Origin of the sequence: Vibrio sp. 397, from assembly GCF_033339395.1 — a bacterium.
Classification (GTDB): domain Bacteria; phylum Pseudomonadota; class Gammaproteobacteria; order Enterobacterales; family Vibrionaceae; genus Vibrio; species Vibrio alginolyticus.
Genome location: NZ_JAWOUN010000008.1, coordinates 1 through 17,717, shown reverse-complemented (window position 1 = coordinate 17,717; position 17,717 = coordinate 1). Strand labels below are relative to the sequence as shown.

Annotated in this window: 17 protein-coding genes; 4 read left to right on the top strand and 13 right to left on the bottom strand. The window is 43.5% G+C overall.

Translation table 11 applies throughout. The features are described from left to right. Positions 1-54: 54 nt before the first annotated feature. Positions 55-816, bottom strand: a complete 762-nt coding sequence (locus R7P36_RS13960) for a transporter substrate-binding domain-containing protein (RefSeq protein ID WP_086046774.1) — start codon at positions 814-816, stop codon at positions 55-57. Between the two features lie 120 nt (positions 817-936). Continuing rightward, positions 937-1,455: a cysteine hydrolase family protein gene (locus R7P36_RS13955; RefSeq protein ID WP_054577005.1), complete on the bottom strand. Its 519-nt coding sequence runs from the start codon at positions 1,453-1,455 to the stop codon at positions 937-939. A 120-nt stretch (positions 1,456-1,575) separates the two neighbouring features. Here R7P36_RS13955 and R7P36_RS13950 point away from each other — a divergent pair, with 120 nt between their 5' ends. Continuing rightward, positions 1,576-2,487: a GlxA family transcriptional regulator gene (locus R7P36_RS13950; protein ID WP_193843576.1), complete on the top strand. Its 912-nt coding sequence runs from the start codon at positions 1,576-1,578 to the stop codon at positions 2,485-2,487. 205 nt (positions 2,488-2,692) lie between these two features. Here R7P36_RS13950 and R7P36_RS13945 read toward each other — a convergent pair whose 3' ends face one another. The 3 genes from R7P36_RS13945 to R7P36_RS13935 all read right to left on the bottom strand — a co-directional run bounded on the left by R7P36_RS13945 (position 2,693) and on the right by R7P36_RS13935 (position 5,585). Beyond that, positions 2,693-3,742, bottom strand: coding sequence for an alcohol dehydrogenase family protein (locus tag R7P36_RS13945; protein ID WP_213899506.1), 1,050 nt, complete (start codon positions 3,740-3,742; stop codon positions 2,693-2,695). Continuing rightward, complete coding sequence (locus tag R7P36_RS13940) at positions 3,739-4,260, bottom strand: TetR/AcrR family transcriptional regulator (protein WP_031777252.1); 522 nt, start codon at positions 4,258-4,260, stop codon at positions 3,739-3,741. The genes R7P36_RS13945 and R7P36_RS13940 overlap by 4 nt, the downstream gene beginning before the upstream one ends. A gap of 143 nt (positions 4,261-4,403) precedes the next feature. Next, complete coding sequence (locus tag R7P36_RS13935) at positions 4,404-5,585, bottom strand: MFS transporter (protein ID WP_017635963.1); 1,182 nt, start codon at positions 5,583-5,585, stop codon at positions 4,404-4,406. Between the two features lie 159 nt (positions 5,586-5,744). Between R7P36_RS13935 and R7P36_RS13930 the strand changes: the two genes are divergently transcribed. Then, positions 5,745-6,629 (top strand): LysR family transcriptional regulator, encoded by an 885-nt coding sequence (locus R7P36_RS13930; RefSeq protein ID WP_005377338.1) that lies wholly within the window; start codon positions 5,745-5,747, stop codon positions 6,627-6,629. Positions 6,630-6,744: 115 nt separating this feature from the next. Here R7P36_RS13930 and R7P36_RS13925 read toward each other — a convergent pair whose 3' ends face one another. Next, positions 6,745-7,650, bottom strand: a complete 906-nt coding sequence (locus R7P36_RS13925) for a TIGR03571 family LLM class oxidoreductase (RefSeq protein ID WP_213899505.1) — start codon at positions 7,648-7,650, stop codon at positions 6,745-6,747. A 132-nt stretch (positions 7,651-7,782) separates the two neighbouring features. Continuing rightward, positions 7,783-8,688 carry a LysR family transcriptional regulator gene (locus R7P36_RS13920; protein ID WP_005377343.1) on the bottom strand — a complete coding sequence of 302 codons (906 nt, stop codon included), beginning with the start codon at positions 8,686-8,688 and terminating at the stop codon, positions 7,783-7,785. A 112-nt stretch (positions 8,689-8,800) separates the two neighbouring features. On the opposite strand from R7P36_RS13920, the gene dkgB reads away from it, so the two are divergent. Next, on the top strand, positions 8,801-9,601 hold the full coding sequence (gene dkgB, locus R7P36_RS13915) for a 2,5-didehydrogluconate reductase DkgB (RefSeq protein WP_017821668.1): 801 nt from the start codon (positions 8,801-8,803) through the stop codon (positions 9,599-9,601). A 198-nt stretch (positions 9,602-9,799) separates the two neighbouring features. Here dkgB and R7P36_RS13910 read toward each other — a convergent pair whose 3' ends face one another. The 6 genes from R7P36_RS13910 to R7P36_RS13885 all read right to left on the bottom strand — a co-directional run bounded on the left by R7P36_RS13910 (position 9,800) and on the right by R7P36_RS13885 (position 15,998). Then, a complete protein-coding gene (locus R7P36_RS13910) occupies positions 9,800-10,492 on the bottom strand; it encodes an SDR family oxidoreductase (RefSeq protein WP_176310982.1) in 693 nt (230 codons plus the stop codon). A 106-nt stretch (positions 10,493-10,598) separates the two neighbouring features. Then, positions 10,599-11,297 (bottom strand): IclR family transcriptional regulator, encoded by a 699-nt coding sequence (locus R7P36_RS13905; protein WP_176310981.1) that lies wholly within the window; start codon positions 11,295-11,297, stop codon positions 10,599-10,601. Positions 11,298-11,384: 87 nt separating this feature from the next. Continuing rightward, positions 11,385-13,355 carry a diguanylate cyclase domain-containing protein gene (locus tag R7P36_RS13900; RefSeq protein WP_213899504.1) on the bottom strand — a complete coding sequence of 657 codons (1,971 nt, stop codon included), beginning with the start codon at positions 13,353-13,355 and terminating at the stop codon, positions 11,385-11,387. A 186-nt stretch (positions 13,356-13,541) separates the two neighbouring features. Continuing rightward, the gene (locus R7P36_RS13895) at positions 13,542-13,895 is read right to left on the bottom strand and encodes a DUF2750 domain-containing protein (protein WP_005377352.1); all 354 of its coding nucleotides are present in this window, start codon (positions 13,893-13,895) and stop codon (positions 13,542-13,544) included. 175 nt (positions 13,896-14,070) lie between these two features. Beyond that, the gene (locus tag R7P36_RS13890; protein WP_005377354.1) at positions 14,071-14,685 is read right to left on the bottom strand and encodes an OmpA family protein; all 615 of its coding nucleotides are present in this window, start codon (positions 14,683-14,685) and stop codon (positions 14,071-14,073) included. Between the two features lie 2 nt (positions 14,686-14,687). Further along, positions 14,688-15,998, bottom strand: coding sequence for a TolC family outer membrane protein (locus tag R7P36_RS13885; RefSeq protein ID WP_017821962.1), 1,311 nt, complete (start codon positions 15,996-15,998; stop codon positions 14,688-14,690). Positions 15,999-16,398: 400 nt separating this feature from the next. On the opposite strand from R7P36_RS13885, the gene R7P36_RS13880 reads away from it, so the two are divergent. Then, a partial coding sequence (locus R7P36_RS13880) for a cadherin-like domain-containing protein (protein WP_225491914.1) occupies positions 16,399-17,717 on the top strand: 1,319 nt, incomplete at its 3' end.

Here is a 17,717-nt window from a genome sequence, read left to right as displayed (position 1 = left end):
ATATAGGGAAAGGGAAGTTTCCTATACCGCGCAGACTATAAAAAAATAACGAGGTTACTCGTAAATACTATAGGAGAAATACTTGCTGGCGATGGTTTTATGCTTACCGCTCTGGATCAATTTTTGTATTCCGCTATCGAGTAATGCTTTTAATTCTTTGTCTTGTTTTCTCACTGCTACGCCAATGCCACGGCCGAACCACTTTTCCTCTGTAAACGCTGGTCCAGTAAAGTGATAGCCTTTACCTTGTGCAGTTTCAAGAAAACCAGCACTTAAACCGATTGAGCCGCCAAATACAGCATCTAACCGTCCATTGAGTAGATCGGTAAATGCCTCATCGAACGTACCATAACGACGAATATCAATATCTGGATACAAGGCAGAAAGGTACTTATCACCAATTGTGGCTCTTTGAACTCCAATAGATAAACGATTTAGGCTGCCGTCATCCATGTTGATTTCTCTATCATTTTTCATTACAAAACGAGTCGGTACTTTTGCATAAGGGACGGTGAAATCGACTTTCTTTTCTCGTTCTTCTGTGATTGTCATTGCAGCAATAATCGCATCGTTCTTGCGACTAAGGAGAGAAGGGATGATGCCATCCCAATCCATTTTTGAGATAACGCACTTTACTTCTAACTCTTTGCATAACGCGTTAGCGAGGTCGACTTCAAACCCTTCTAGCTTTCCCTCTTTTGTCGTCCAGCTAAATGGGGGGTAAGCCCCTTCAACAGTGAAGCGAATTTGTTTCCACTCTTTCGCATGGCTGAAAACTGAAAATAAGCTAATAAACAATACGACTATCCATTTCATAAACGTTTCCTTGTAACTATTTGGAAACCAATGTTTAACACAAAGTAAGCAAATATCAATGGAAGTGCATATATGTGTGACCTTTCGCCCGCATTGTGTGAGCGAAAGGTTTTGCGTGTATTACAGCTTATCTTCAATAGTTACGAGGGGAACTCTCGTTGAGACAGCGTGAAGTGCAATGTTGTGAATCATTTCATCGACCGTGGTACAGCTATCCATTAAGATAGAAACATCATACTTGTCCGCAGATTTTGAAATAGCAGTATGTGTCACGCAGTTTTGTGTCATCATTCCGCATACAAGTAACTCCGTTACATTTTTGCTTGCCAATACTTCTTCTAAACGTGTTCCTTCAAAGCTATCTGCGAAGTGCTTTACCACGATTTCGGAATTCGGCGCTAAAGCAAGAACTTCTGGGTGAATATTGGCACCGTCGCTGCCTTCATTGAAGAATGGGGCAATACCCATGTCAGGATCTGCAATATGCTGAATATGAATCACAGGAATGTTTTGCTCATTGGCTTTAGTTATTGCTCTCTTAACATTGTCTAAAGTTGATTCTGTATTCCATAAAGGAAACTTTCCTTCTGGGAAATAGTCGTTTTGCAAATCAATTACAAGTAGGGCTTTTTGAGTCATTTTCTTTTCCTTTTATTCAGGATCATTGCGGTACGAATAATATAAAGACTTTTAGCTACCTTCTTTAGAGTCTAAAATGACACAAAAGAGTCAAAAAGCGACACTTGAAGATAATTGAAAATGAAAATAGCACTCGTTAATTACCCAGATAGCTCGCAAGCCTCCGTATATGGTTTAAGCGAACTCTTCGAGATGGCAAACCGTGCGGCGGCTAAATTGGGCGTTGATGTGCACTTTGAAGTAGAGATATTGGATCACTGGTCAAACACGCACTTCGATGTGAAAACAGCGGTAATGATTCCGCCTAGCGGCACTGGTCAATATTACTTAGAACCAGAGCCAGAGCTACTCGACTGGTTAAATGTCCAATATAGTAAAGGTGCGATTTTAGCCTCCGCCTGCGCTGGTACTTTTATTCTTGCTCAAACCCAGTTGTTGACCAATAAGTCTTGTACGACACACTGGGGCTTGGCTCCTTCATTAGCGAGTCAGTTTCCCGATATCCACGTAAGACAAGAAGCCATCCTTATTAACGAAGGAACGATCATTACGGCTGGGGGTATGATGTCATGGGTGGATTTAGGTTTGGAGTTGGTTTCCTTATTTGCGTCACCGGCAGTAATGCGCCTGTTAGGAAAAATGTTGGTTATTGATACTGGTCCGAGAGAGCAACGCTTTTATCAACAGTTTACTCCAAACTTCCAACATGGTGATGAGGTAATTGTTCAAATACAGCACTATATAAACGATCATTATCAAGGAAAACTGAGCAATAAAGAGCTTGCAGAGTTGAGTTGTTTAACAGAAAGGACATTGCAGCGACGCTTTAAAAAGGCGACAGGTTTCAATGTTAACCAATACATACAAAGCTTAAGAGTACAAAAAGCTTGTGATTTACTTGAGTCGACAACCCTAACATTTGACGCAATATCATTTAGAGTGGGTTACCAAGATGTGAGCGCGTTCAGGAAAATATTTAATAGAATCGTAGGTTTAACACCGAAGTCGTTCAGATCTCGGTTCTGTTCATGAACGCCAGAAGTAAGATAATGTTGGTATTAAACATTTATAACTCAGAAGCAAACACCGCATATTTTTACAAGCTGGCTTAGCGTGATGAAAAGGGATAACAAGCTAAGCCAACCGTAGCGCACTCCTAATTACTGAACATTTTGTAGAATGCTTAAAGGGTTCTCAAATTACAATGACTTGTATAGGTCGTTGTTAATCACAAAAGCTATGTGATTTCCAAAACCAGTTTCCCAATATGTTGCTTGCGTGAAAATACTTCTTGCGCTTGACCTATCTGGTTCAAGGGAAATGACTCCGCGACTAAGGGACGAATTGCGTTCTGTTCGATATAGCGAACTAAGTTACCGAATACTTCTGGTGCCAAAACGGTACAACCAAATAACGCTAGGTCTTTAAGGTAAAGAGTTCTTACATCCAGCTCGACAATTGGGCCGCCTATGGCGCCGGAAACAGCGTATCTTGATCCTGGCTTTAGTACCTGAAGAAATTGTGGCCACTGCTCTCCTGCGACCAAATCAATCACTACGTCAACGCTGTTTTCTCCGAGAGTCGCCGGCAAATTTGCATCGCGAGGGATAACTTGGTTTGCTCCTAATGCCGTGATCTGTTCTTTCTTTTCTGGGCTGGCGATAGCAATGACGTATGCTCCACGCGCCTTCGCCAGTTGGATTGCGGCAGAGCCAACACCACCGGATGCCCCTGAAATCAGTACGGTATCGCTCGCTGTGACATTAGAGCGGACAAGCATGTTCTCTGCAGTTGAATAAGAACAAGGGAAGGAGGCCAAGTCGATATCCGATAAACTACTATTCACTGCATATGCATGTTTACTGTCAACAACAGTGAACTGAGCAAAGCCACCATCACATTCTGAACCGAAGTACCAAGGCAAGCTAAGTGCTTGACTGTTGAAGCGCGTAATACATGGTTCGATGAGCACGCGCTGGCCGACTCGTGATGGGCAGATATTCTCACCAACAGCGACGATGGTACCGCATACATCGGCACCTTGGATTCGAGGGAGAGATAGCGCGTCTCCTGACCAACTTGCATCCATGCTATTGGCGTCGTTTTTAGAATACCATGCTGTTCGGGTATTGATGTCGGTGTTATTGACTCCGGCGGCGGCTACTTGGATCAATACATCATCAGGCGAGGGGACTGGCACAGGTATATCATCGCGGTAACGAAGCATATCTGGCCCACCATGACCGATAAGTTGGACGCCTTTCATTACTTTCGGGATTGTGGTCATTGATTGTTCTCCTTCATTAGTTCTAGCAGAGTGTGTTCAGCGGATGCAAAGGCAGCGTGACCGAGAACCGGCCATGCGTTGGATAGACCTTCATGTAACAAGAAGAGTGTGGTTGCGAGGTCTTCTCGCTGACTTAGTTGGACCATAAGCTGACGAACCGCCAATTTGTGTTGTTTTACTGCTTGATTAATAGATAGATTTTCTGGATAGGCTGCTAATGCATTGATGGACATGCAGCCATTCGGTGCAAACTCCTTCATCCAATCCTCGAGGCGAGTGAATAGGTGTAATACAGCCGGTGTTCCATTGGCAGGGGCGTCTTCGAGCAAAAAACTCAAATACCTTTGATGGCGATGCTCGAGAGCTGCAACAATCATCGCTTCCTTGGAGGGGTAGTATTTGTACAGGGTTCTCAGGCTGACTTCGCAGGCGTTTTTGAGTTGGGGTACGCTAGGCTCGGCGAAGCCATACTGACTGAATGCTTTTTCTAGGCTTGCTGCGATTTTTTCTTTCACTATTTGATACACCAGGTAGAACGTTTGTTTTACCTAAGGGTAGAATAAACTTTCTACCTCAGTCAATGGTGTATTTAAACTCTGTATTGAAAGCCCGACGTAATGCCGGGCTAATTTAAGTGATTTTTATAGATTCGGAACGTGAATCAGTGTGCCGTTGCGTGCTGCTCTCCACGCTTGTCTAGCATTCCGCTGAAACGGGTTAGTAGTAGAGCACCTAATACTACGATCGCGCCAATCCAAGGTGTGTGCATCAGCCCAGCATTGGCCACGATAAGGCCACCGCCCCAAGAACCCAGTGCAATACCTACGTTAAATGCAGCAATGTTGAGACCAGAAGCGACGTCGACTGCATCAGGTGAATATTTCTCTGCTAGTTTGACAACATAAACTTGAAGTCCTGGAACGTTACCAAAGGCAAAGGCACCCCAGACAAGAATGGTCACTACTGCAGAAATTGGATTAAATGCTGTGACACTAAACACGAGCAATACCACAATTAGGCCCGAGAAAATCGCTGTCAGAGCTTTGATTGGCCCCATAGAGTCGGCCATCTTTCCGCCCCAGATGTTGCCGAATGCGACTGATACACCATAAACCAACATAATTAGGCTGATAGCGCTAGAGCCAAACCCCGAAACTTCTTCCAAAATAGGAGCCAAGTAAGTGAAGGCTGTGAACGTACCACCGTAACCGAGCGCGGTGATTGCGTACACCAAAAGTAGACGAGGCTGAGTCAAGACTTTTACTTGCGATGACAGCTTGGTTGCTGGTGGTTGTTTCAGATTACTCGGCACTAGCAGAGCGCTTCCTATCAGTGCGATGATTCCAAGGATCGCGACGATTAGGAAGGTTGCCTGCCAACCAAATGTCTGGCCAATCCAGGTGCCAAGTGGCACGCCCGTCACTAGAGCTACGGTGAGACCGGTAAACATAATAGCAATTGCGCTAGCGGCTTTTTCTTTTGACACTAGGCCAGTGGCGATAGTCGAGCCGATCGAAAAGAACACACCGTGTGCAAGCCCGGTCAGTATCCTTGCTGTAACTAGTGTGTTGTATCCAGGTGCTTGCCAGGCTAACAGATTGCCAAGAACAAACAGTGCCATAACAGAAAGCAGAACGTACTTTCTTTTCCAGTTACCAGTCAGCGCTGTTAAAACGGGAGCACCAACCGCGACACCAAGTGCGTACAGGCTAACTAAAAGACCCGCTGAAGGTAATGATACGTTGAGGTCGGAGGCCATAGTCGGTATCAGACCGACAATTACAAACTCCGTGGTTCCAATAGCAAAGGCGCTCAGCGTCAATGCAAGTAAAGCTAAAGGCATAACAACTCTCTCTTATAATCATTGAATATGAATGGATAAACGAATAGCCCGTCTCCATGTCGTGTATTATTAAAGAGTTATTCGTTGCGAAAAATGGTGTTTATTACAAAATACTTTTGTTATAAGTGAAGGAAATGCGCAGTTAGGAAAGGGGATGAAATGTTAACCCGATCAGATGAATTAGAGATTCTTATGGCAGTTGTGGATAGTGGTGGATTTTCTTCCGCTGCTGATGCACTAGGTATTCAAGTCGCTAGGGTATCTCGTGCGGTTAGTAAAGTTGAATCACAGTTGGGGGTAACCTTGCTGAATCGCACGACACGCAGAGTGGAAGTTACTGAGGAAGGGCATCAGTTTGTTGAAGCGGTTCGCTTAGGTTTACTACAAATACAGCAAGCTGAAGAAGAGATCATCACACGAGGTGAATTACCCAAGGGGCGCTTAAGAGTTGATGCCGCTAGCCCATTTGTTTTACATCAACTCGTGCCTTTAATTCAGCCATTTAAAGAGGCTTATCCTGATATTCAACTCGATCTTACCTCTAATGAGGGTTTTGTGGATCTATTGGAAAAAAGAACCGATGTGGCGATACGTATTGGACGATTATCGGATTCAACACTGCATGCTAAACCTTTAGGAACAAGCCCACTATTTATCGTTGCCACGCCTGGTTATTTATCTAAACGAGGTTTCCCTGAAGCGGTGAGCGATTTGCGCAGTCATAACTTGATCGGTTTTTCTGGCGCTAAAGTGTTAAATCAGTGGCCATTACGAGGGTTTGAGATGATAGAGCCTGATATCCTATCCAGCAGTGGTGAAACGGTTAGACAGTTAGTGCTGGCAGGGAACGGCATTGCATGTTTATCTGGCTTTATGGTGAAAGATGATCTTGATTCTGGACGGTTAGTGGCATTGTTTGAATCGGAAAAAATCACAAATACTGGACGAGAACAGGTCAATGCTGTCTTCTACAAATCTTCTTCAGTCTCTAAACGTATTTCCGCGTTCATCGACTTTATTCAACCAAGACTTACTTTAAAATAACTCTATTATTGTTGTTTTAACAAAAGAGTTTTGTCGTTATTGCAGCTTTTGTTTTTCCAAGTGCCAAGCCTAGCGTGCCACCCCTTAGTAAGGTGGCACATATTTTTATTTGATCTTAGTTAAAGCGTGGCAACACGTACTGAGCGATCTGTTCCATTGATTTCTCAATTGGTTGGCTATTACGACGGAAATGCAACCCGATGTGATTGACTCCTGCTTCTTGCATTTTTTCTAGCTCATCGCTCAAGCCATTGACTCCGGCCCGGATACCAAAATGATGCCGAACGACTGGTGCATTTGGGTTATCGACTAAATCAAGATGAATAAAGCTGGCGTAGGGTTTGTTTCCCGCTACGGAGCGCCAAAGTGCAACGCGGTGTTCATGATCATCAGGTGTGCCTGGGTAGGCGAGCCAGCCGTCTAGGTTTTCTCCTATCCATTGTGGACTTTGCTGCGCTAACCCTGCGACATAGATAGGAATATCAGCAAACTCGGGTAATAACTGTAGATCGTTACCCAGCTTATCATTTTGCGTATCTTTCAAAATCTCTACACTTTCTCGAAAAGCTGAGCCACGGCTGTCAAAGTTGGCATTAAAAACGGAATATTCACTAGGGCGGTCTCCACTAGCCACACCGAGTATCAGGCGGTCACCACTTAACTCGTTGATGGTCGCAGCGGCTTTTTTCACTAGCCAAGGTTGTCTTAACGGTAATACTATCGCTGCTGTCCCTAGTAGAATGTTGTCGGTGGACGCAGAGAGATAGCCAAGATAACTGAACGGTTCATAAATTTGTGCCGCGTCTCCAAAGTTAGGGTCGTACAACGGGACATCTCTCACCCACGCTACGTTAAAGCCTAACTTATCGGCTAACATAATACGCTGTTTATGTGCACTCATGTCTGGTACGCCGAACGGTTTTCGTTGGAGCAGGCGTTTTTTCTGGCCTTCTTGGGTCCAGTCATTATCTAGGGGGAGCTCAACCCCGATGGTGAATCTGTTACTTAAATCTTTATGCATTATGAAGCCTGACTATTACTGTGAGTACTAGGAGGCAAGGTGCCTCCCTGATATTCAGGACACTATGAGATTTTTGTTGTGAGAAAAAGCGGCAAAAAGACAAAAGTGTTTTGCCACAAACAGCGGTGGTCTTTAAAGGAACTGGTGGTTCTCTACCTTGATTTCTTGCTTGATGAAGTCAATAAAAGAGCTGATCCGGCGTGAGGTACTGGCATTTTTGTAATACACCGCATGAACGGGCTGTTCGACATTATGCGTGTGTTCACTAAGCACGCCCACTAAGCGACCAGCTTGTCGGTCAGAGTAGGTCATAAAGTCAGACAGGCAAGCTATCCCCGCACCATGTAAGGCTAAACATCTTAGCGTCTCGCCATTATCAGATCTTAGGCTACTCATAATACGCAGAAGTTTGTTCTTATCATCCATGATCGGCCATTCCTTAAGATACTCCGGCTTGTTGAATCCAAGTAGCTTGTGATTGAGTAACTGATCTATTGAGGTTGGAGTACCATGTTGTCTTAAATACTCTGGACTTGCGACGATTCGAATCCGACTTTTACCAAGAAATATCGCGCGCATGGTTGAGTTTTGTAGCTCACCGATACGAAAAGCAATATCGGTTTTTGTTCCCAAAAGGCTAATATTTTCCTCATTGGAATTGAGATCGATTTCGACTTCTGGATACAAGCTCTGATATTTAGCAATGTGCGGCGTTAGTACGTGCAGTAAGAAGGGGGTAGCTGCGTTTATTCGTAGGAGGCCAGAAGGCTTATATTTCTGGCTTTTCAGTTGTGCTTCGGCATTCTCTACTGCTTCTACAATATGTCTGACTTTATCGAGGTATATCGTTCCTTCATTAGTAACATCTAACTTACGGGTTGTGCGATTTAACAAGGTCGTTTCGAGTTTGGCTTCTAGCCGAGATACCGATCGACTCACCGCCGAGACGGTCATCGATAACAGTTCAGCCGCAGAGCTGATTGAACCCGTATCGACCACGGCCATAAAGGTGCGCATTTCATCTAGAGTAGCTTTCATTGTTGAATATATTTCAAATTAGATTTGAGTATTGTTAACTTTACGGAAAGTTTCTTGCGGCGTAAAGTTTTGCTTCGAATCAACTATAAAATCGATAATTCAGGAGATTTAGATGAAAGTACCATCATTTGGCGTCGGCACGTTTCGTTTAGAGGGTGAAGTAGTTAAGGATTCAGTCCGTAATGCGTTAGAAGTGGGTTACCGCGTAATTGATACTGCACAGATTTACGGTAATGAGGCAGAAATCGGTGAAGTATTGACACAGTCCGGTATTGCACGTGATGAGCTATTCATTACGACGAAGATCTGGGTTGATAACATGAACACGGAACAACTCATTCCAAGTCTAAAAGAGAGCTTAGAAAAGCTAAATACAGATTATGTGGATTTGACCTTGATCCACTGGCCTGGCAATAACAATAACTTGAACGAATACATGGCTTCATTACTTGAAGCTAAATCGCAAGGGTTAACCCGTAATATTGGCGTATCCAACTTTAATATTGACTTGTTGCAACAAGCGATAGAAGTGGTCGGTAAAGAGAATATTGTTACTAACCAAATCGAGCTTAGCCCTTATTTGCAAAATCGTAAGTTGGTCAGCTTCATGCAGGAAAACGATATTCAGGTAACGTCTTACATGACCTTGGCATATGGGAAAGTACTTGGGGACCCAACTATTGCAGGTATTGCTGAGGACTATCAGGCCACGCCCGCTCAAGTCGCGCTTGCTTGGGCTTTGTCAAAAGGTTACGCGGTGATCCCGTCTTCAACTAAACGAGAGAATTTGGCAAGTAACCTGAAAGCACTTGAACTTAATCTGAGTGAAGAGACGATTGCAAAGATAGATGCGTTGGAAAGAAATGGCCGCGAAGTAAACCCTGAAGGGCTAGCGCCTGAGTGGGATGATTGAGTGAGTTTCACGGGAAATCATTGTCTAAATGACACCTCTGCAATCGCTGACTTCCTCAGCGTTTGACGGTAGTACAACACCATAGACGATAACGGCTCGCTTGTCTGACGATAGTGCGAGCTTTTATCTTTTTGGCCTATTAGTTTACTGTATTCTCCCGGCCTTCAATTTGGCCGGGAGACGTCATTTAGAGAACAGTTACCATTCGATTGTAGAGCCATCAAATACGCGGAAGCTTCCGGATTGCTCAAGTGTTAGCTGTTCTGCGACCGAAACAATACCAGCAACACTTTCCTCGGCAGAAAAGGTTGCGTCCTCACCGCCCATATCGGTTTTTACCCAGCCGGGATGAACTGCGACAGTTTTTACTCCTCGCGATTCGAGATTGCGTGCTGCTGATACTAGAACCTGATTAAGCGCTGCTTTAGATGCTCGATAACTGTACATGTTACCTGAACTGTTATCGCTTAAACTCGCAACTCGGGTTGAGATTCCCACGATGGTTTTGTGCTGACTTTTCGCAACGTTGTCTTGTAGTGCTTGAATTAGCAGGGCAGGTGCGACGGTATTTATGTTTAGTACTTCTAGCCATTTTTTCTGGGTCATTTCGCCAAGCGTTGCACACTCTTCGCCTAATACACCTGCATTCAGAATTAAATGATCGAGCGGACGATCCGCTAATCGAGTGGCTAACTGATCGATATCTTGTTGGTTAGCGACGTCTAGAGCCATCAGTTGAAGTTGATTAGATTGGGTTACTAGTTCATTGAGCTGCTTAGCATTTTCTGGTGAACGACAAGTTGCGATAACTTGCCAACCTTTTCCAAGGTAGTGGCGGACAAATTGCAAGCCTAAGCCACGGTTAGCGCCAGTGATTAATACAGTAGACATCGCTTCTCCTACGTTGTTGAGTTGAACAACGACCATATTAGAGGCGACGTATAAGCATGTAATCAAAACAGTATAAAAATGGCCTAGAATTCGACATTGTCAAATCTTAAAGTTTGAGAAAGATGCTGGCAAAGTGTTTTAGCCTAGTGACCGTCAGTTCGGAGGCAGCACCGCTGACACCTGCAACAGCAACGACCTTACCATCCAAGTAAAGGGGGAGCGCTAAGCAATTGAGGTTTGGCTCTGCCTCTTCTAAATCGAGTGCGTAACCTGATAATACAACCTGATTAAGTTCAGTTTCTAACGTGGGGGATATTTGGCTTTCAAGGCGCAATGTTCGGCGAAGCTCATCATCAAAACTAAGAAAAACCTTGCCGATCGCAGATGTTGTGAGTCCTTCTCGTTTCCCTCTCGGGCTACGGATAGTAAGAGGGTTATCCTGCTCTATAGCATCGATATACAAGTACTCTTTAGCGCCACTTTGTACAGCGAGGTAAGCAGTGTTGTTAGTCATTTGGGCCATTTTTTTCAGCAATGGAACAAAATGTTGTCGGATAGCTTCGTTTTTTTGTTCAATCGGCTTAGACAGTTCATAGCATCTAAACCCTAGGCTGTAGCTATGGTTGTGTTTGGATACATATCCAAGAGAGTGTAGAGTCGCAAGTAACCCGTGAACAGTCGTCTTATTTAACTGGATCGCATTACTGATCGTCTGTAATGATAGGGGAGACTCACTCATCGAGAGCAACTCGAGGATTAGAAAACCTCGCTCTAGAGACTGAATGTTTTTTCTTGCCTTGGGCACAAAGACTCCTTGATGATGGTGTTGCATCTGAATGGCTTACTGATGCTTCCACCTATAACAAACCACTACGCTGGTGGTTTGGTTTTATTAGAGAATATACTCAGCACTTAAACTGATCGGCTCGTTGTATGCGTCCACAAGGGAGTTTTTTCCTTGCTTCTTAGCATTGTATAACGCTTGGTCTAATATCGAATAGAGCTCATCAAAGTTGGTGAGTGGCATTGAGGTTGATAGATAGGCCAGACTCGCAGATATATTCAATTGATGGTCATTAAGCGAATGTACACTCTTTTCTGAAATTGTTTTATGCAGACTTTGTATTCTAAAGGGAACGTCAATCTCATCGACGTTTTTCAATAGCAAGATAAACTCTTCTCCACCTAAACGACCCAAGTAATCTCCCTTATTAAGTTTAGCTTTAAGCGCTTTGCATACCTGTTGTAGTACTAAGTCGCCAGTCGGATGACCGTACTGATCATTAATCGCCTTAAAGTCATCTAGATCGATTAATGCTAGAACGTAGCGGAAGTCTCCTTCCGCTTTGGAGGTTTGGCTTTTAATCGTCTCTATAATTGCCGCTCTGTTTAATGCACACGTTAAGCTGTCTATTTTGGCTTTTAAGCGTGTTTGTCGCTGAACCATCAATGCCAGAGCGAGGAGAATCAATAAACAGAAAACAACAAAATTATAAGTGCGTTGTTGGTCTGTGAGTTTTTCAAACTGGTACTGACTTAGAAGAGTTTCGTTGTTCAACTGCGCGACTTGTAGATCATATTCATACTCTTTTTTAGAGAGATCTAGTGCCTCTAACGCCTTGATATTACTCGCGTCTCGGTTCGTTAGTTCAATCGTCGAGTAGGCCTTGTGATGCTCCAGTGCCTTTTTGTAATCATTTTGAGCTTGGTATGCTTTTGAGAGGAGTAATTGGGCTTGCGCTTGCAATAAGGGCCTAGCGTTTTTTACCGCTAATCTTAACGCAATTGTACCGTGTTCAATCGATTTTTCGGGTGTATGGTTCTTTAAATATGCCAATCCAGCAGCCAAATGACCCTCTGTTTCAAGGTGCGTATTCTCATAAGTTTGGGCAATGTTTAATGCTCTTCCAATGTAATCTACCGCGGTATCCAATTGCCCAGAATCGGCCAAAGCAGCAGATAACCCTAAATAGGTCAACCCTTGCCCGTATGGGTAATGAAGTTGTTCGAGAATCGTTAATGCATTTTTGTAGTGGCTGATGGACTTATCGAGTTCTTTGGATTTTCTGTACATCGCTCCTAGACTATGTTCGACTTGCGCAACTTCAAGAGGTGTCCCTTCATCTTGGCGAACCAGTAAGGCTTGAATGAGATATTGCTCTGATTGTTCAAATTGCCCCAGCTCTGCAAGTAAATTGCCGACGTCATTGTAAATCCCTGAAGGATCGCTTTGCGTCGACATGTTGGCCATCAACTGTCGATACAAACTTAAGGCTTTTTCATAGTCACCGCGGTAATTGTAGTTATTTGCTACCACGCGCAAAGCAAGATCAACAGGGAAGTTTTCTTGATGCTTATGATTTAAGTGGCTCTCTAAGGATGAGCAATAAAAGTTTGCTTTGTGATAACGACCTTGTTGATTCAGCGTGTAACAAAGTTGATAGTTCATCAGAGCCTTGCCTTCGGAATCGGATATTTTCTTCATTGTCTGTCGCAAAGAAGAAAAGCTATCTACTGAGGCCTCGTAACTACCATGCTTACGTTCATTTAAGGCAAGAATATATTCTGATTCTAATTGAGAAAAATGGTTGTCTAAGACTTGACTGCTGCCGTAGTAAGGCTGATTTATGTTTGACATATATTCATAAATCAATCCACTTACGTAGAGCTTTTCGCTGTCCGATTTCGCTGTATGGTAGCGATCTTGAAGCATGCTCAATGCCGACTCAGGGTTGCTTCGTAGTGTGGTTTGGTAGACAGAGTGCCACTGTGTGATATTTTGGTTTGGTTCAATATCTTGAGTGTCGCTTGCATATACTGGAGTGAGCAAAAGTGACGCAAGCAAGGGATAGAGCACGCGCATGTTTAAACGAGCCTTTAATTTAAGGTGCCTTTAAAGTTGAGTTATCATAGCGCTTTTAACGCATCAGCGTTGTGATTAAGTTGGGTGTACTAAGAAAAAGAGTAGTAAAACTATGCACTTGGTCGAGATATTGAAAGAAGAGGCATAAAAAGAAAGACCTCAACATAAAGTTGAGGTCAGAAATCTTTAATCAATGTAAAGCTTTGCTAGATCTTGAGGCTCCATTTCTTTGCCTTCTAACTGATCGTTCCAGTTAGTTCCAACAAGAACACCATCTTCTGCAAGAGTCAAAAGCCAATCTTCAACAAAGATATCTAATGGGATTTCTAGTACAGTAAAATCTGCCCATTCTTCAACATTATGTGCTTCTGCATCTTCTTTAGAAGACCAGAAAGGCATGACTTCGCTGTTTTCGAATTCAGTTGAATCGCAAGATAGCCAACCTTCTTCATTGCGTAAACCCCAAACCAATTGGTTTTCTTTCGTTTCTGCAACAAAAAGGTCAAGGTTCGCTTGGATATCTGATGTAAGTTTGCTCATTTCAAAACTCTCGTTGTTATGACGTGGCTAGAGTAACACTAAAGTGCCGATTCCTAAAGCATAATACGGTTGTCGAAATGAGTAAAAATAAAGGAGCCGAAGCTCCTTTTCTGAGGTTAAGTATTCACTCGTTTTTGTTTGCTTTATGCTTGCAGAGCAAACAAAAACAGGTACTTTACCTTTCTGGAAGAGTTGTGAATATTGTCCACTCTCTTTTTATCTCGCCTTTGTAACCAACGACTGATGCGGTTACTCGACGATTTAAAGCATGGCTGACTTCATCGGTCCCTTGTTGTGCTAAGTGAGTGTCACCAAAACCAACAATGCGGACTCTACTCGGTTCGATGTCGTAGCTTAGTAGGGCTTCACGGACATTGCGTGCTCGTCTTTCAGAAAGATCTTGGTTATGCTTTGAACCACCAACTTTACTAGCATAGCCGTGCAGCTCTATCGAAGTAGTAGGGTACTCTTTTAAAAAGTCGGAAAGCTCTCGGACTTGTCTTCTGAAGACTGGATTGATCTCATCAGAGTCGTTAGCAAAAAGTATCCGCACTTGCATGTTATCTGATGCTTTAATGTATTCTCCACAACCGTCGTTGTCGACCTCTGAGCCTTCAGGTGTACCTGGGCACATATCTCGAGCATTGATGACACCATCGTTATCGTCATCTTGCAAATCTGCTATTTGTTCTGCATTTGGTACAGGACGATACTCATATTCGTCTTCAGCAACAACGTGTTGAGTGATGGCGAGCATACCCAATGCAAATAGAATCTTCACTGGTTTCATGATCAGTACTCCACCTTTTCATTCCATTCTGTAGGTACATCGACACGCAAGGCATTTAACAATTGGCCAGTCGCGTTCATAACGCGGTACTTGGCGTACTGCTCTGAGTATCGAGCATCCAAGTAGTTCTTTCTCGCTTCGAAAAGTTCGTTTTCAGTATTTAACAAGTCCAGCAGAGTGCGTTTTCCAATGCGATACTGCTTTTCGTAGGCGATGACAGTTTCAGAGGCCGAATCTACGTGATCCGCTAGGAACTCTTTTTGTTGAAGTGTTAAATCTAACGCACTCCAAGATAGACGAAGGCCTTCTTCTACTTGGCGGTATGCACGTTCTCTTAGGTCTTTTGCTTTGTTTAGTTGGTAGGCAAAACTTTCGGCGTTGGCTACGTCACTACCACCGTTAAAGAGGTTGTAACGCATGCGCAACATCGCTGTTGTCTCTTCGCTGCTTCCTTCAATACCGCTTGCATCATCACGCCATGTTTGAGCCGCTTCTACCGATATCGTTGGGTAGTAAGCTCCCTTAGATTGCTTGTATTGGAACTTTGCAGAGTCCACATCAGCTACCGAGATTTTGATTACTGGGTGTGACTCGAATGCCAAGTCAATCGCTTCATCGATGGTGTAGGGAATAAAGTTTTGGTCCGCTCTTGGGAAAATCAATCCTTGTGGTGACTGTCCGACAAGGCGTGTAAAGGTGGTGTGGCTGTCATATAAGTTGTTCTGGGCTGCCACCAAGTTACCGTGAGCCTTTGCTAAACGAGCCTCTACCTGGGTTAGGTCTGCTGTAGAACCGATACCTGAGTTAACTCGCTTTTTAATGTCTTCATAGATCTTCTTATGCACTTTCAAGTTATTCTCGGAAAGTGTAAGAATTTCATAAGCTTTTACTGAGTCTAAATAAACTTTCGCGACCTCTAGAGCGGTGTCTTGGGCATCAGCTAGAAGTTGATAACGGACCGATTCAGCATCAGCTGCTGTTCGATCCATATCATTAAGTGTCGCTGAACCATCCCATATTAGCTGGGTTAGTGTCACGGTGGCTTCTTTTCTTGTCAGATCGGTTGAATCTCGCCCTGACTCTGCAGGTTTGATTCCTTCGTAACCGATACCGGCATCTAAGTCTACGGATGGGAGGTAAGCACCACCAGATGCTTCATTCACATACTGCTTGCTAACGAATTCATTGAACGCACTTTTGATGTCAGGATTGGTTTTTAATGTGTTTTCAACCGCTTGCTCTAGCGTTTGCCCAAAAGCATGACTAGCGGTGAACATACCAATACAAAAGGCGTTGGCACGAGTCCACTTCACTGTGATTCTCCTAGATAATGGTAAAAATTCTCGAGGTGATAGGGCTTATAAGTGGAATACTTATAAGAGCGTCAATAATTTAGCGCACAATAACATTAATATGCGATGAAGTAACCTGTTGATTCGCTGTTCATTTGTTTCAATTTTGATAAATCAACCTACTAAATCTGCCTAAAACTTGAATTAAGATCTCAAATTAAAGATGGAGGTAATGGCTAGAAACGAGTGTCCAGATTTTAATAAAATAAAACACTTATGCATCTGGATTCTTATTGATGTATGACACATAATTACTTTATTGAGCATCAAATTGCTGTTATTGCACTATATATTCGGGCAATATATAGCAAATTAGTATTGTTAGTCAAAAACTTGACAGTTATTTAGGGTTAAGGTTTATATGGATCGTACAGCATTAGTGCCACTCGGTAATCAAGTCGTCGTAATAGGTTTGGATGGGCAGCTGAGAGTCCTTGCAGAAGGACAGCAGCCTCTACCAGGTGAAGTGATAGTGGCAATGACAGATGCTGCGCCTCAAGACCTGAAAATTCAGCTTGCTCAAGAGCAAGGTTTAAAAGATATTTCAGACGATGTAGCACAGATTATTAGTGCTATTGAGCAAGGTCAAGACCCTTCTGCTATTGATGAAGAACTCGCACCTGCAGCGGGTGAAAATAGTGGCTCCAGTTTGCAAAATAGTGCCACGATTGTACGAGATGGTACTGAAGTGCTAGCCTCAACAAACTTTGAAACTATTGGCCTAGAATCCCTCGGCTTATCTGAAACACAAGCGTTGACCTTAAATGACTTCTTCACAACAGGTATCGAGACAAGTGGGGATGGCTCAAGTAAGCCACTTACTAATTCTCCAGTGACATTAAGCGCTGTTGAGGAAGATAGCGATCCAATCACGATAACTACTGAAGAATTACTATCTAATGTCAATATTGATGATGCCGATACTCTTGTCATTACAAACGTCACTATTGAGAGTGGGAATGGCACCTTAATTGATAACAGCGATGGCTCTTGGACTTACATCCCAGAAGCTGATGATGACACTGAAGTGTCATTCTCCTATGACATCATTGATGATGATGGTGGTGTTATTAATGGCACTGCTAACTTAGATATTACGCCTGTTAATGACGCGCCAATAGCAACTAATGATGCGATTCAAACTGACGAAGATTCCCTGGTTGTAATTGATGTGCTCGCTAACGACAGTGATATTGAAGGTGATGATTTAATCATTACCTCTGCTTCTGTACCAGAAGAGCAAGGTATCGTTGAGATTATCGATGGTAAGCTTGTTTTCACTCCGGCTGAAAATTTCAACGGTAATGCAACGATTAGCTACACCATCTCAGATGGTGAGTTAGAGGATGAAGCTCAAGTTTCGGTAACAGTAAACTCAGTTAACGATGCGCCTATTGCCTCTAATGATACAACAATTACAGAGGAAGATAGCTCAGTAACGATTGATGTCCTGCCAAACGACACCGATATTGATGGTGATAAGCTGTCGATTGAATCAGCGTCTGTACCTGAAGCACAAGGTACAGTTGAGATTGTTGATGGCAAACTGGTCTTCACACCGGCTGAGAACTTCCATGGTGACGCCGAAATCACTTACACCGTGACCGATGGTGCACTGACTGACCAAGCGACGGTTAACGTCACTGTGAATGCGGTAAACGACGCGCCTGTGGTTGAAAG